The organism is Glycomyces halotolerans, from assembly GCF_054779575.1.
In genome coordinates this window covers 1-16695 of sequence record NZ_BAAGXZ010000038.1, presented here as the reverse complement: position 1 = coordinate 16695, position 16695 = coordinate 1, and the positions used below count along the sequence as shown (strand labels likewise).

Sequence of the window (16695 nt, the reverse complement as noted above, 5' to 3'; positions counted from 1 at the left end):
CCGCGCCCTCTTTCCTGGTGGCGCAGGTGATGATGGTGGCGTCCATGTCGATCACGGACCAGCCGGTCAACGTCTTGCCCGCGATCGCGACCCAGGGAAACCCCTGGTCAGCCGCGGCCAGCAGGGCCCATACGCGGGAGCGGACCCGCGAGCGGGCCCGGGCGAGACGTCGATACGCCCTCGCGTCCAGTCCGGCCAGCAGGCGCCGCATGGTCGAGTCCGATCCGCCCGAGAGCCCCAGCGGCCGGTGATGCTCGGTCAGACGCTCGGCGTCGGACAGATTCTGCGCGCCCAAAACAATCGCAATCACCAATTGCACCAGCACGATGCTCCGATCCAGCCAGCCGCGACCTGCCGAGGTCGGCAGCGCCTTGGCGAGTTCGCCGGTCAGGCCGATCCGGTCGGCGAGGCGGCGCAGCAGCACTACGCCTGCGTGTCCGACCAGGCCCTTGCCGTCAGCGGCCACGTTCAGGCCCCGATCCCATCCGATACCCTTCACCTGAAAGGTGCTCCTTCAACCCGCGTTCTTGTGTACTAAGCACACGCATTTTCGCAGGTGAACGGGCACCTTTCTTCGTCGGGTTCCATCAAGGACGTTGGGACGCAGAATAGCTGAGGCTAGAGACCCTGTGGTCTGAAGCGGTGATACATGATGGCGAGTCGTGCCCGAACTCAGCCAAGCGCCGCACGGTGAACCTCGAGGCGATGAACGATGATCGCGGCGACCTGCTTTGGATCTCAGGGGCGATCTGCGGCCCGCTCCACGAAAACGCCGCAGCGACGGTCTCCCTTCTGCCGGGTCCGCTGCGTGAGGCGGCTTGTCTGCCGTGGGTTGCAAGGGCTGCCGAGGGCTCGACGGCCAGGTCGGGGTCGCGCCGTTGTGGGTACTGGCTGACCGAAGCGGCAGAACGAGGGCAACCGGCTCCACGCCCGACTATGCGCACTCGGTGAGTGGGCTTTCGCCCCCGCTGGCCGTGACCGATCGAACCACAGTGACGTTGTTACTGAATTGTTATCAACATGGCAGTGAGAGTTCGGTCGGTGACGTTGCGTTCGCTGCTGCGGGTGATGTCCGATTTGCTCGTTGTGCTGGGGCTTCGATGGGACGGCGACGGTTTCGCAGGGTGTATCGCAACGGGGGCGATAGTGCCGTGAGGGGCGACTTCGAGATGCGTAAATATCCGATATGTCGTTTCTGATTTTGGTGGTGACGCTGTGGAAGCGCTTGACGGCGCCGCTGCGGTTCGCTAACTTACTCCCGGTTCGACAGTCCCCACTGGTCGAGCCGTGCCCGTGTCGTCAATTGAAAAGGCCCCTTGTGCTCAGTCACCCCCTGCCGCCCCGCTCGCGAGGGTCGAGCCGCAGTGCCGCCCGCGTTGCTGTTCTCGCTCTTATCGCTTCCTGTGGTCTCATAGCCGGTTCGGTGCCCGCCAAGGCGCAGGCTTGCACGAGCAGCTCGGTGACTGACTTCAACGGTGACGGGCACGCCGATGTCGTGATCGGCGACCCGGATGCGACCGTCGGCTCCGCGGAACGGGCCGGGCGGGTCCACATCGCATACGGCGACGGCACAGGGACCGGAACAGTCACACAGACCGTGTCGCAGGAGGACATCACCGGCAACGACAACGCCGCCGGCGATCGGTTCGGCTTTTCCATGGCCGCGGTTGACTGGAACGAAGACGGCTGCAGTGACTTGCTGGTGGGAGTACCGTTTGAAGACTGGTCTCAGGACTCCAAAGTCGATGCCGGTGTGATCATTCTTGTTCCCGGATCGCCGTTCGGTCTCAACACCGCGGCCGTCGACATCTGGGCGCAAAGTGCATTCGGCACTGGTGCGGGCGCCGAGGCCGGTGACCGGTTCGGCTACAGCCTCGCCGCAGGGAACAGGGCGAACGGGACACCGTTTCTTGTGGCGGGCGCCCCTGGCGAATCAGTCGGCACAGTGGCCGAGGCCGGGATGCTCGTCTACGCCAATCCGAGCGGCGCGGTGCACATCCATCAAGATTCCACCGGCGTGCCAGGCGTAGTGGAGGCCGGTGACCTCTACGGTTATTCATTGGCGGCCTCACCGTCTGGATTCACCGTCGGCGCGCCAGGCGAGGCGATTGGACCGCTCGAATACGCGGGCACCGTCCACACGTTCGACCACAACAGCGCATCCACAGTGCCGTCTGTTATCGGCGGTGTTGATCAGGATTCGCCTGGAATATCCGGTGTGGCCGAGGAAGGCGATATGCTCGGCCACGCTGTAGCGATGGTCGACTACCTTCCCGTGCTCAGCTCGCCGTTTAATCCATCGACATTGGTCGTGGCTTCGTCTCCTGGCGAGGACGGTGTGGTCTCTGACCCCAATGCCGGTGTGGATCAGGGCAGTGTCTATGTGTTCGAGGCCGAGGATTCCTTGACGCAAAGGACCGTGTTCAGTCAAGGCTCGACCGGTGTGGCCGGGTCGCGCGAAGACGGTGACTTCTTTGGAGGTGCCTTGGCGGTGGTCAATCGGACGCCAGACCGACAAGGCGTTTCGTGGGACGACCTGCTATTGGCCGTGGGGGCGCCAGGCGAGGACACGGACGACGAAGCACTGATGGGGCGCGGCCTAGTGCAGGGGTTCTCCATGGTGGGCGAGCCCGGCGATCACGACTTCGCGGTCGACGGCGCGCTTGAGGGAGCCGGCATCACCTCGGAATCCGGGGCTCGTCTGGGTACTTCGGTCCATGCCACGGCCGATTACCTATATATCGCTGACGCTTGGTCGTCGAGCCCCGGCGTCTACGGCATCCCCTGGGACAACATCGTCGCCGACGGCGCGGACCTGGTCGTGGTCTACAAGCCTGCCGACTTCGGTCTAAGCGATGCCGATGTCGCCTCGTTCGGAGCGGCCCTGGCATGAGTGATCTCGAATATTGGCCCCCGTCCGTCCCGGCCCATGGAAGGTCGACCCGCATGGAGTTCGCAGCTGGTTATGGAAGACGCCGGTTGTTGGCTGTCGCCGGAGTGATGGTGCTGGCGGTGGCAGGTTTGGCGACTGCCTCTTCACCGGCGCAAGCGCAGGCATGCACCGGCGGCACGGACTCCGACTTCGATGGCGACGGGAGCGCCGACCTGGCCATCGGTGACCCGGACGCGACGGTGGCGGGCGCTGCCCGTTCGGGTGCGGTCCACATCGCCTACGCCGACGGGCGAACGCAGTCAGTTACACAGCGCAACGTCGCCGACAACGATGCCGCTGCCGGGGACCGGTTCGGCTACTCGCTGGCATCGACCGATTGGAATGGGGACGGCTGCGCGGACCTGTTCGTAGGCGTCCCGTTCGAGGACTGGAGCAACAATACGCTCGCCGACGCCGGGATTGTGGTGTTCATTCCAGGCTCGCCCAATGGGTTGGACGTCACGAGCGCCGACTCATTGGGGCAAGGGGCATTCGGTACCAGTGCGGGCTCGGAGACGGGGGACCGGTTCGGGTTCAGCCTGGCCGCCGGGACACAGGCTGCTGGGTTGCCGTACTTGGTAGCCGGTGCTCCGGGCGAGTCGATCGGGACGGTCACCGACGCCGGCGCGGTGGTCTACGCGACCCCGGACGCAGCGGTGAATGTGCACCAGAACTCGACCGGCGTTCCCGGATCTGCCGAAACCGGCGACGGGTACGGATACTCGGTGGCCGCTTCGGGCATGGCGTTCGCGATCGGAGCGCCCGGAGAGGCCATAGGCGCCGACGACTACGCTGGCGCGGCACATGTGTTCGCCCACAACCACGCGGGCTCGGTCCCACCCTGCATCGGCGATATCCAACAGGACGCGCCCGGAGTCTCCGGGGGCACTGAGGTTGGCGACATGATGGGCTACTCGCTGGCAATGGTGGATTACATCCCGCCAGGCGGTGGCAGTACCGCCACCATGGTGACCATCAGCGCTCCGGGTGAGGAACCCGTTGGCGGTGAGGACCTCGACAGCGGCTGGGTGTTCGAGTTCGACATCGAACAATCGGCCAGCCAACGTGCCGCGTTCCACCCAGACTCCACTGGTGTTGACGGTGAACGCGACCATGGTGACTTCTTCGGCTCGACGCTGACGGCGGTGAACCGGACGCCGAGCCAGGCTGTCGATTGGGACGATCTGCTCGTTGCCGTCGGCAGCCCGGGCGAGGACATCGCAGGCGAGGGTCTGAGCGACCGCGGCACCGTGCAAGTGTTCTCCTTGATCGGTGCTCCGGGCGACCACGATGTCAACGCCATGCCCGAACTGGAGAGTGCTGGAGTCGACCGGCAGGCAGGCACGCGGCTCGGCTCCTCGATGCAGGCCACGGCCACCCATCTGTTCATCGCCGACCCGTGGTCGACCAGCCCTGCCGTATACGGCATCCCGTGGGACAACCTCACCGCAGGCGCCACCGACCCGCACCTCGTCTACACCCCAGCCGACTTCGACCTGACCGACATCGGTACCGGATCGTTCGGGGCGTCTCTGGCATGAACGGCACCCGCAACAGCAACCGACACCCCCGCGCCCCGAAGAGTAGAAGGACTCTGATGCGAAGCGAACCCCTCGGCCCTCGAGCGAAGCTGCTCGGCGTCGCGGCCCTGGCCGCGATCGTGACCGCCGGCTTGATCACCTGGCCCTGGAACAGCGAGCAGGCGCCCACCGCTCAGGCCCAAGAAGATCCTGGGGCCGAGACCGACGGTGTCGCGCCCTCAGAGGCCGAAGCCCTCGCCGAAGCCGAAGCTTCCGGTCAGCAGGTTGAGGTGCTCAGTCTGCGGTCGGAGCAGCGGGACGTGTGGGCGCAGCCGGACGGGTCGTTCGTGGCGAATGAGTATGCCGGGCCTGTGCGCACCATGATTGACGGCGTCTGGGTCGATATAGACCCGACATTGGAGGTATCCGATGACGGATCGATCGCGCCGCGGGCGGCGACGGTGCAGTTGCGGTTTTCGGCTGGCGGCTCTGAACCGATGGTGACGGTCGCCAAGAACGGTCACGTGATGACGCTCGATTGGCCTGGGGATCTGCCTGCTCCGGTGCTGGATGGTGATACCGCCGTCTACGCTGAGGTGCTCCCGGAGGTGGATCTGCGGGTGACGGCGTTGGAGAGCGGCTTCACGCACACGCTAGTGGTCAAGTCCGCTGAGGCTGCGGCTAATCCAGGGCTTGCTGATATCGACTGGCCGGTGACCGTAGACGGTTCGGCGGTGGAGACCACTCCTGAGGGCGGCGTGGCGGTCGTTGATGTCGATACGCTGGATGCGTGGATCGGGGCGGATTCACCGACAATGTGGGATTCCTCGGGGGTTGCTGAAGCGGCCGAGACGATCCCGTCGGTCGGGGCGATGGACCTGTCGGACCCGGCGACCGCGCAGGATCTCGCCGCCGAGTTCGGGCGGCAGGCCGAGGTTGGTATCAGCGGTGTGGGATCTTCGATTGTGCTGACCCCTGACCAACAACTTCTGACTGGCGACGACACGGTATATCCGGTCTACATCGACCCGGTTTACAGCGATGAGCTGCGGACGGCGTGGGCGATGATCGCATCGGATTACCCGAACGAGGAGTATTGGAAATGGTCGAACGGCTCCCATGGGGAAGGCGTCGGGACCTACAACAGCGGGTCGACGAAGAAGCGGCAATTCTTCCGGGTCCCGACTTCCCTCTACAAGGGTAAGGACATCCTCTCGGCCGAGTTCGCGGTGACCGTCCGCTACAACTGGTACCACGACAACCACGAGACCGGCTACGACATCTACCTGGACAAGGTCTCAGGGTTTTCCTCGTCGCTGAACTGGAACAACAAGCCCGGCTATTCGAACATCACGAGAGCTGACGCCCCGGCCGCCACCGGCGACGAGTGCTCGACACCGTCGAACAACTCCGCACATGCGATGGAGTGGGGCATTACCTCGACGGTCCAAAGCGCGGCCGACTCTGGCAAGTCGACGCTGTCGTTCCAGGTCCGCAACTGGTCTGAGACGATCTCGGAGCGGTGGATCCGCATCTGCAACAACGCGCACCTGCGGGTGCACTACAACACCCCGCCAGATCAGCCGGACACGGGCGACATGTACTCCACCCCGGGCCCGGCGTGCACCTACACCATCAGCGCCGACTCGTATGTGAATGAGTGGCCAGTCTTGCACGCGACCGGAACCGATGCCGACAAGGACCAGGTGCGGATGCGGTTCAAGCTGGTGTGGGGTGCCAATGACGCGAACACGTGGACCTCGCCGTGGTCGTCGTATAAAGCCTCGGGATCGGAGTTCAAGTTCGACTTGTCCACGGCCTCCGGACTTCCGGCTTTGCCGGAGGGCGAGCCGATCGGGTGGATAGCGCAGACTCATGACGGCGAAGCGTATTCCTCGTGGTCGTGGGTCGGCGCTCCGGCACGGTGCCGGTTCACCTATGACGCAACCGTGCCCTCGCCGCCAAGCGTGTCCAGCAGCGACTTCCCCATCGGTATAGGTGGCGAGCCGGATCCGATTGTGCCGATGGTCGGCGAGCTCGGAGAGTTGACCTTGTCGACGGTCGATGACGACATCACCGCCTACAAGGTCGACTTCAACAAAGATGACGAGGGCCCGCGGACGATCGATTTGAACACGATGGGCGCTGATGCGGTGGCGGAGTTCTTGCCGACCGTGCCCGGCCGCCAGGTGGCGACCGTGGTCGCGGTCGACGCTGCGGGGAACTCGGCTTCGAACTCGTACTCCTTCCGGGTCGCAGCCGCCGATCCGGCCGGAGTCTGGGCCCTTGGCGATCCCGCAGGGGCCGGCGAAGCGGAGGATCTTGACGGGGCGAACCCGGGCACACCCGGCTCCGGGGTCACCTTCGGCGTCGACGGCCCCGGCACCATGACCGCTGCTGCCTTCGATGGCACTGAAGAGGCCTTCATATCGACCGATGGCTACGACATCGCACCGACCGGGCAAGGCGCGGCGATCGCGGCATGGGCGAAGATCGACGAACTTTCCAGTGACGGCGTGATCGCCTCGATCGACGGAGGGGTCGGCGAGGCGGGGATGTCCCTGGGTTACCGGTCGACTTCGGACACCAGCGGTACTTGGGTGCTGTCCATGCCGGATATGCCTATGGCCGCCTTTACCGCTTGGGAAGCGACCGGTGGCACGGTCACCACCGCCAATCAGAGCGAATGGGTGCATCTGGTCGGGGTTTGGAACGACTACACCGGGCAGATGCGGCTGTACTTGAACGGTGCCGAGGTCGCATCGGCCGATCGGGAGACGAGCTGGTGGGGCGACGGCACCGTTCAGATCGGTCGAGCGAACATCGGCGGGCACTGGGACGGCCACTTCGCCGGCTCGATCGCTGATGTCCGGGTCTTCGACCGCGTGGTGCCCCCGGGCGAAGCCGAAGAGTTGGGCTGGCAGGTCGCCGTCCGCTCCGGTTACTGGCAATTCAACACCGTCGGCGACGAAGGCTCCCCTGAATACGACAACGCTGATCTCGATGCCGTCCTGTCCGGTGGTGCCTCGATCAACTCCGGCCCCGAATACGACGAGTTCGGATTCCCGATCACCGATGCCCCGATGCCACTGACAGGTTCGGGGGACCTGATGCTCGATGGAACCGATGGCTACGCGGCGGTCGCCAACCCCGTCGTGGACACGGCGCGGTCATTCACACTGACGGCCCGTGTCCGGTTGGAGACCGCGGCACCGAGCAGTTCCATGACCGCGCTGTCGATCCCCGGGTCGAATGCGGCCGCGATCGAGGTCGGCTACAACGCCGGGACGGGCAAGTGGGAACTTCGCATGGCCAAGTCCGACGAAACCGCGGCCGAGACGGTCGCCGTCTCTAGCAACATCGACCCGACGAACGCCTCTCAGGGCCAACTCATCGCAGTGGTTTTCGACGGCATCACCGGCCAAGCACGCCTGTATGTCGATGGCACCGCCTCGGAGGCGCTCTCCGAGCCGCTCCTGTCCACCTGGACGGCTACCGGAGGCCTGCAGGTTGGCCGCGGCTTTGCCGCAGGAACCCATGGCGGCTACTTCGCCGGTGTGATCGACGAAGTCCGCGCCTATAGCGGCGTCCTCCACGACACCGTCATCGCGCAACTGTCCCTGGCCACTTCCGACGAACGCCCCGAGCTCTAGCCCTACGCCCCTGAATTCCCGGGAAGGAACAGGAGACGCCATGTCTGCCCCAGCCCTGCACCCGCTGGATGCCCGATCGCACCTGGCCCAGGCGCGCCGTCGCTTCGCCGTGCTCATGGCAGCGATGTCGCTGCTGTCGGCCTTTGCCATCGGCGGTCTCGACCTGCCTTATCTGGCGGAGACTCCTGTCCATCCGGGGTTCGGCGACCCAGCCGAAGGCCGAGATGGGGAAGTCGAGGCACGCGAGCACAATGACTTGGCGGCCGAGGCTCCAGTCGAAGCGACGTGGCCCGAAGCGGATGTGCGTCAATTTGACTTGACTTCAGGATCCGACTCGGCGACGTTGGGCGGACTTCCGGTCACGGTGGCCCGCGTCGATGAGGGCAGTCCCGACCACGTGGAGGTGGGCCTCCTGCCTGCCGCGGATGCCGATACGGCCGGAGTCTCAGGGGTGCTGCTGGCAGTGGCCGGTGACGGCGGTGAGGTCGAGGTCGCGATCGACTACGAGACCATGGCCGCTTACTACGGCGGTTCCTACGGTGCCCGACTCACGGCCTGGCATTTGCCGGACTGCTTTGCCGACACCGGCAAGGACTGTGCCGGCAGTGCAAGGCACGTCGAGGGAGCCAACAACGGCGAAGCGCAGACGTTGACGTTCGTTGTCGACACCGATGAGGGACACCGAGGCGGAGGCAGCGTTCCAGTCGCTTCTGCGGGCCATGGAATGGTCCCGACTTCGTCGCAAGCCTCGGCGCAGACTGCGTCGGGTTCGTCGACGACGGTGATGGCTGTCGCCGCAGGGGAGTCCTCGGAGCAGGGTGACTACACCGCGACCGCGCTCGCGCCGTCGTCAGAGTGGTCGCATGGGGGATCTTCTGGGGCGTTCCAATGGTCGTACGCGATCGAGACCCCGCCGGTGATCGGCGGCCTGGCCCCGGACATCACCCTCGGTTACTCCTCGCAGACCTCTGATGGCCGGACGGCGGCGACGAACAACCAGGGTTCATGGATCGGCGAGGGCTTCACCTACGAACCGGGCTATATCGAGCGGTCCTACCAGTCCTGCGCCGACGATGGCCACGATGGCGTAGCCGGTGCCGGCGACCAGTGCTGGGCGTGGGATAACGCCTCCATCGTCTTGAGCGGTGCGTCTGGGGATCTGGTCAAAGACGGCGACACCTGGCGCATCTCGGGCGACGACGGATCCAAGGTCGAGCGGCTCACCGGCGCCGGCAACGGCGACAACAACGGCGAGTACTGGAAGGTCACCACCGTCGACGGCACCCAGTACTACTTCGGCCGTCACAAGCTCCCCGGGTATGGCTCCGGTGACCCGACCACGAACTCGACCTGGACCGTCCCGGTCTTCGGCGACGACACCGGCGAGCCCTGCTACGACTCGACGTTCGCCGAGGCCCACTGCGACCAGGCCTGGCGGTGGAATCTCGACTACGTGGTCGACCCGACGGGCGCGGCCATGGCCTACTACTACACCGAAGAGATCAACCACTACGCCAGGCACGGCGACACCACCGTCAACGGTGACCGCTATACCCGCGGCGGCTACCTCAAACGTATCGAATACGGACTCCGCGAGGACGATCCGTATGCGACCGCGCCGGCCCGCGTCATGTTCACCGTCGCCGAACGCTGCATCGAGTACGACTCATCGGACGACTGCTCGGCCTCGGCGCTGAACGACGATACCGCCTCCGATTGGCCCGACGTCCCGTGGGACCGCCACTGCGACTCCGGCGCCGAATGCCAAGCCAACCAATCGAGCCCGACATTCTGGACCCGCAAACGCCTGACCGGCATCACCACCCAGGTCCATGACGGCAGCGCGTACGCTCCCGTGGATTCGTGGCAGCTGACGCACTCATTCGTCTCCAACGGCGACCTCACCCGCACCCTGTGGCTGGACTCGATCACCCGCACCGGCAAGGCCGGAAGTGGCCCGGACATCACGCTGCCGCCGACGACACTGCTGCCGGTACAGAAGGAGAACCGGGTCGACCAGACCGGTGACAACATCTCCCCGCTCATCCGGTCACGACTGGCCACGGTCTACACCGACACCGGCGGACAGATCGATGTCGTCTATTCGAGTGAAGACTGCACCACGACCGACACCCCGACACCGTCATCGAACGGGCGGCGCTGCTTCCCGGTCATCTGGCAGCCAGCCTCGAAGGACGACGACATCACCGACTGGTTCCACAAATACGTGGTCACCGAGGTCACCGTCTCTGACCGCACCGGCGAAAGCCCGGACCAGGTCACCCGCTATCAGTACTCGGATCCCGCTTGGCGGCACACCCAGTACAAGGGCATCGGCGACGAAGACAACCTCACCTGGGCCGACTGGCGCGGCTACGGCACCGTCACCACCATCGGCGCCCCGGACACCACTCTGGAGACCAAGCAGGTGACGAACTATTACCAGGGCATGCACGGTGACGACAACGGCGCAGGCGGCACCCGCTCGGTCACACTGACCGACGCACTCGGGTACACCCACACCGACTACGACGAACTGTCCGGCCGCGTCCTGGACTCCATCGCCTACAACGACGGACAGGTCCTCGCCAAGACCTCCAACAACTACTGGCGACATGTCACCGCAACCGATGCCCACGACTGGGGCGAGATCACCGCGGCATTCGTTCGCGACAACACCACCCGCACCGCACAGCTCAAGGCCGACGGGACCTGGCGCACCACGACCTCGGACTCGGACTGGGACAACACCTACGGCCTGATCACCAGCACAGACGACTTCGGCGACGACACCACGGCGGCCGACAACCGGTGCACCCGCTACGAATACGCTCATAACACCGGCGACTGGCTGATCGATTACACCAAACGCATTGAGACCGTCGCCGTCAAGTGCTCGGCCACCCCGGAACGTGCCACCGACGTCATTTCCGATATCCGCACCCACTACGACGACGGTGCCTTCGGTACAGCGCCCGTCAAGGGCCTCATGACCGCGGTCGAGACGATCGCTTCCCACGACGGGGCCAACGCTGACTACGTGACGACCGCCGAGACCACCTACGACCACTACGGTCGCGCCCTGACCGTCACCGACGCGGCAGGGCACACCACGACCACCGCCTACACCGACCAGACCGGACGCAACACCGGACAGACCATCACGAATCCACTCGGCCACGTCTCCTCGATCTCCTACGAGCCGCTCCGGCACCTCCAAGTGGCCACCACCGACGCGAACGGCAAAACCACCGAACTGGCCTACGATGCGCTCGGGCGCCTGACCAAGGCATGGATGCCGTTCCAGAACCCCGACTCGGACTCCTCGAACCCCTACCTGCGGTTCAGTTACTCGGTGACGGATACCGCTCCGGTGGCCGTGACCACCGAACAACTCGAGGAAGACCGTGTCTCCTACACCAAGAGCATCGAAATATTCGACGGATTGCTGCGGACCCGACAAAACCAAGCCACCGGCCCCGACGATGGCCGCCTGGTCACCGACACCGTCTATGACGCCCTCGGCCGCACCAAACAGGTCAACGACGTCTACTTCGCCGCCGGCGCCCCTGCCCAGACGCTCCTGGTCGTCGACTCCGGTGAGCTAGAGGTCCAGAGGATCACCGAATACGACGACCTCGGCCGCACCACCGCAACGATCACCGCCGAAGCCGGCCAGGAACTCTGGCGCACCACCACCGAACACTGGACCGACCAGACCAGTGTCACCGTCCCCGATGGCGGCACGGCGACCACCACGTTCACTGACGCTCGCGGCCAGACCACCGAACTGCGCCAGTATCTCGACAACGTGCCGAGCGGCCAATTCCAAGCCACGACCTACGACTACACCCCCACCGGCGACCTGGCCACGGTCACCGATTTCGACGGTAATACCTGGTCCTTCGAGTACGACCAGCGCGGCCGCAAAACCGAAGCGACCGACCCCGACACCGGCCACACCACCTACAGCTACGACGTGCTGGGCAACCTGGTCAGCACCACCGACGCACGAGGCCAAACCGTCACTACGGTCTATGACGAGCTCTCCCGGCCCACCGAAACTTGGGACGGAGACCCGACATCCGGCACGCGACTGACTCGCCGCGTTTACGATTCAGTTCTCAAGGGATACGAAACTGGAGCAGTCTCCTACGAGAACGGGATGACGATCACTAAGATCGTCTACACCCGCAACTGGGACTATCAGCCGATCAGCGAAGGCGTGGTCATCTCAGGCGATACCGCGGGAGACCTCGCCGGCACCTACAAGTTCGGCACCGACTACTACATCGACGGCACCACCAAGGGCCGGACCTGGTCGGCATTCGGCGGCCTCGATGCAGAAGCGGTCATCCACGAACGCGACCAGCTCGGCCGAATCACCGAGATGAGCGGCATCGACGGCACCTACGCCGACAACATCTACTACGAGCCGACCGGCCGCCTCTCCAGCGTTCAATACCCCACCACCGCAGCCACGATCGAGCAAACCAACCGCTACGGACCGGCCGGCCGCCTCACGCAGACCTGGATCGAGGCCCTCGACCGTCCCGGCAGCCTCACCAATGCCACCTACGACTACGACGACGCCGGCAACGTACTATCCGTCGTCGACTCGGCCAACGCCCAGAACATGGAACGCCAAGCCGAATGCTACTCATATGACGGACTCCGCCGCCTCACCGAAGCATGGACCACCGCCGCCGCCGGAACCGACTCCAGCGCATGCACCGGCGGACCCGAGACCACCGGCGTCGATGGCGCGGCCGCGTACTGGCAGTCCTACACCTTCGATGCCGCCGGCAACCGCACCAGCCTCACCGACCACGACACCACCGGCACCGGCACCGACCAGACCTGGAACTACACGCACGGCACCCAGACCGCCCACACCCTCGAGACGGTCACCGACACCGCCACCGGCGAAGCCACCAGCTTCGGCTATGACCAGACCGGCAACACCACCTCGGTGACCGGCTCGACGGGGTTCGCACAGAACCTCACCTGGGACGCCACCGGCAAGATCGAGACGGTCACCACCACGGGCGCTGCCACCAGCAGCCACGGGGCCGTTTCTGGCGACGTCGGTGACGGGACGATCGAGTTCTTCTACGACGCCGACGGCGCCCGAGTCATGCGCTCGACCGATACCGTGGCGACGCTGTATGTTGCCGGTGTGGAGATCACCCTCGACAAGACCGCCGGCACCCTCTCCTCGACCCGCACGGTCGCCCTGCCCGGCGGCGCGGCCCGCGTCGAGACCGCCGGCGACCAGGCACAGATCCAACTGACCGACCACCACGGCACCGGCACAGTCGCCTTCGACTGCCAAACCGGCGAGGTCACCCGCCGCTACTCCGACCCCTACGGCAACAACCTCCACACCGCCACCACCGCAGCCAGCGGCGACCCCATCTGGCTCGGACAGTACGGCTTCGTCCGCGGCACCATCGACCCCACCGGCTACACCCACATCGGCGCCAGAGACTACAACCCCACCACCGGCCGATTCCTCTCCGTCGACCCCATCGGCGATCTGACCAACGCTCAGCAGCTCAACGGTTACGCCTACTCCAACAACTCGCCGGTGACGTTCACCGACCCGACCGGCCTTCGCCCCGCTTCAATCGTCGGAGGAAGCGGCGGCAGTGGAAACGGCGGCTGCAACGGACCTTATACATCCTGGGAGTGCGGCCCACAACCTCCTGCCTGTAACGGGCCCTATACGAAGTACGAGTGCGCCGACGGCAAGGGCAACCTAAATCCACCCGGATGTGGTGCTTGTGGTGATGGAGGCGAGTCGGATGATTCTGGTTCGTCTACGGAATCCATACTGGATGAAATTGACACGTCAGAACTCGATTTGATGTCTGATGAGGAAGCATCGACTATTCTTACCGAAATGGTGAACTCTGAACTCATGCGTGAGACAGTTCTACGTCCGCTACTAGAGATACTCGAGCTCGGCTCAATTGGGACCTGTCATTCGGCTAGTGGGCAAGCAATATTGGCGGTTGGTGGCGATATCTGCCGCATGTACACTCTTGAAGATGGACTTGTGACGATAACCAGAAAGCACGGGGGTATCAGTACCGGATCCGGTTTCGAGATTAGCGAGACAGTTGCAATGTCCACGGCATCAAGTGCTGACCAGTTGGCGGGATCCGACGGCTACATCGGAGTCGAAGCAGGGGTAGGGGTAGTTGGACTGGTGGAGTTGTCGGTGACCCTTGATGGGCAGAATGCCACGTGGAGTAGCGGAGTTGGTCTGGGGGTGGAGATCGGCTATCAAATTCCTTTGCCACTGACTATCGAGGTCGGAGTTGGTCACACCTGTATTGGCGAGCACGTTTGGGTTTGCTGATGCAGACCCGCTGTGCTGGTGACAATGGAAGGAGTTGCTGTGCGTTCCGCTCGTTTTGGCGATTCGAAGATCGAACGAGAGATTTTGTCGGATCCCCTCTATAGAAGGGTCGTTATTTCAGTCAGACTGACATATTCTATTATTGTAGGTGGGGTAGTGCTCCTCGCCTTGGATTTCCTTCTTAAGGAAAAGTCCATTGTGTGGGAATGGGGAATTGCTGCAGTCTTGCCATTTCTCGCCGTTACGGCGCTTAATGTTCAGAATCTCAGCAATATGATACGAGGGGGCAATGAGCTAGGAATTTCCCCAATGAGTGGTGATGCTGCTCAAACTTTGTTTGATAGAGCCTTGGTGCACGCAATTGGAGAGGCTATCTTCATTGTAAGGAAAAGCCGGAATTGAAGGCTATTAATAGGATGGCTTGAGTGAATTTCTTTCATCGTGATCGGCGGTCGTATTCGATGAGTACGCCGATGGCCTTGGCGATCTGAGTGGTCTGGTGTGGGTCGCAGCGGACTCGGTCGAACACACCCCACTGTTTGAGCTGCGCGAACGCGCGCTCGCCTTGTCTGCGCAGTCGTGTGTGGAACCAGTTGTGCTCTTTCTGCCAGGCTGGTTTGCCTCGGCCCCCGAACGGCGTGGCCACCAGTTCCTCATCAAGGCCGCGGTCCCCGGTCAGCGAGGCGATGGCTTGGAGATTCATACCGTGGTGGCGGTGTTTGCCGGAGTAGTAGAGCCGGTCGAGCCGATGGCGCTGCGTGCGGATGAGCGTGCCGTCGAGGATCACGAACGCCCAGCCGGCGCGCTTGGCCCGCCGCAGTGCCTGGCGCAGCCCGGTCGCCTTGGCCGCGAGGAGGCCGATGGTCTCGCGGACCCGGCGCCAGGCGATCGCCTCTGGGATCCCGAAACGAGAGGCCAAGTGCCGCAGTCGCTCGCCTTTAGAGCACATCCGGAATGGGGTTGTTGGCCTGCTTGGCGAGTGCCTTGTAGCAGGTCATTGCGGCTCCGAGGGTGACGAACGCGAGGAAGTGCGCGGCTTTGCGCTCGTAGCGGACGGTCAAGGCGCGGAAGCCGTCGAGTCAGGCGATCGTGCGCTCGACCTTCCAACGGTGACGGCCGAGCCGCTGGGAGGATTCGATGCCTTTCCTCGCGATTCTGGGGATGATGCCGCGGGCTCGCAGGGCGGCGCGGCAGTCATCGTAGTCGTAGCCTTTGTCGCCGTGGAGCTTGTCGGGCCGGCGCCGTGGCCTGCCCTTCCGGCCCCGGATCGGGCCGATCTTGTCGACCAGGGTCTCCAGGAGCCGCTTGTCGTGGACGTTCGCTGCGGTGACCTCGACGGCCAGCGGCAGGCCGTGGTCGTCGGCGACGAGGTGGATTTTCGATCCGGGCTTGCCCCGGTCGACCGGGCTGGGGCCGACGTGCTCGCCGCCACGTTTGGCGCGAAGGTAGACCGTGTCGATCGCGGCCCGGTGCCAGCCGATGGCCTCGGCCGCGCCGAGCTCATTGTGGATCGCCGCCAGCAGCGCCTCGAAGAACCCGCCGCGCACCCAGGCGGCGAACCGTTCGTGCAGGGTCGATTTCGGTGCGCCGAAAGCCGACCGGGGTACATCGGCCCAGGCGCAGCCGGTCTTGCCCTTGTAGACCACAGCGGCCAGGATCGCCCGGTCGGGGTGGACGCGTCGCTTCCCGCCGCCCTGCTCTGGTCGGGGTGCGGCGGGCAGGAGCGGTTCGGCCAGTTTCCACAGCAGATCCGGGCAGTAGGACTCGATCGCATCGCTCATACCCGTCAGCATCAGACAGGACGAGCGATACGAAAACCTTCAATCCTGCAACAACCCCATTCCGGATGTGCTCTTATGCAGGTAAGCCGAGGTGAGCAGTGCCTGGTCACCTGGTGAGGAGGCGACGCCATCGGGAACGGATGGTTTACGGTGGGCGCGGACGAGGGTCGACACGTGCGTCAGGGTGGCTGTCGACAACGGCAGTGCCGCAGGGTAGAAAAGCACTGGAGCTCCTGGTGGAGGTCGCGGTAGAGGGGTAGCACCTGCCGATGCTTCTATGGATGTCAAGTCGCGCGACTCGTGCTGTGCTGCATCGCTTTGAGCGCTTGATAGATCTCCCTGATCGGGTGTGTCCGGAACTTTGTGGGGTCGGGGTGATCCAAGCGAGCTGAAGTAGTCTGCTTCGGCAAGAGAGGATCACCCTGAACGACAACGAAACTGC

Annotated in this window: 7 protein-coding genes and 1 pseudogene; 5 read left to right on the top strand and 3 right to left on the bottom strand. The window is 64.3% G+C overall.

All coding sequences use genetic code 11. The features are described 5' to 3' along the window. The coding region (locus ACYVL2_RS19750) for a transposase (RefSeq protein WP_460546528.1) at positions 1-499 on the bottom strand (499 nt) is incomplete at its 3' end. A gap of 960 nt (positions 500-1459) precedes the next feature. On the opposite strand from ACYVL2_RS19750, the gene ACYVL2_RS19745 reads away from it, so the two are divergent. From ACYVL2_RS19745 to ACYVL2_RS19725, 5 genes are read left to right on the top strand one after another with little or no spacing between them, the layout of a single operon-like run. Next, positions 1460-2893 carry an FG-GAP-like repeat-containing protein gene (locus ACYVL2_RS19745; RefSeq protein WP_460546527.1) on the top strand — a complete coding sequence of 478 codons (1434 nt, stop codon included), beginning with the start codon at positions 1460-1462 and terminating at the stop codon, positions 2891-2893. A 53-nt stretch (positions 2894-2946) separates the two neighbouring features. After that, complete coding sequence (locus ACYVL2_RS19740) at positions 2947-4473, top strand: VCBS repeat-containing protein (RefSeq protein WP_460546526.1); 1527 nt, start codon at positions 2947-2949, stop codon at positions 4471-4473. 56 nt (positions 4474-4529) lie between these two features. Further along, entirely contained in the window at positions 4530-8105 is a 3576-nt protein-coding gene (locus ACYVL2_RS19735; protein WP_460546525.1) for a LamG-like jellyroll fold domain-containing protein, read from the top strand. Between the two features lie 40 nt (positions 8106-8145). Beyond that, positions 8146-14472: an RHS repeat domain-containing protein gene (locus ACYVL2_RS19730; RefSeq protein ID WP_460546524.1), complete on the top strand. Its 6327-nt coding sequence runs from the start codon at positions 8146-8148 to the stop codon at positions 14470-14472. Positions 14473-14511: 39 nt separating this feature from the next. After that, positions 14512-14874, top strand: a complete 363-nt coding sequence (locus ACYVL2_RS19725) for a hypothetical protein (protein ID WP_460546523.1) — start codon at positions 14512-14514, stop codon at positions 14872-14874. Positions 14875-14908: 34 nt separating this feature from the next. On the opposite strand, the gene ACYVL2_RS19720 is transcribed toward ACYVL2_RS19725, so the two are convergent. Both ACYVL2_RS19720 and ACYVL2_RS19715 read right to left on the bottom strand, forming a co-directional pair. Continuing rightward, positions 14909-15391: a transposase gene (locus ACYVL2_RS19720; RefSeq protein ID WP_460546522.1), complete on the bottom strand. Its 483-nt coding sequence runs from the start codon at positions 15389-15391 to the stop codon at positions 14909-14911. Positions 15392-15410: 19 nt separating this feature from the next. Next, positions 15411-16253 (bottom strand): annotated as a pseudogene (locus tag ACYVL2_RS19715) (IS5 family transposase). Positions 16254-16695: the final 442 nt, after the last annotated feature.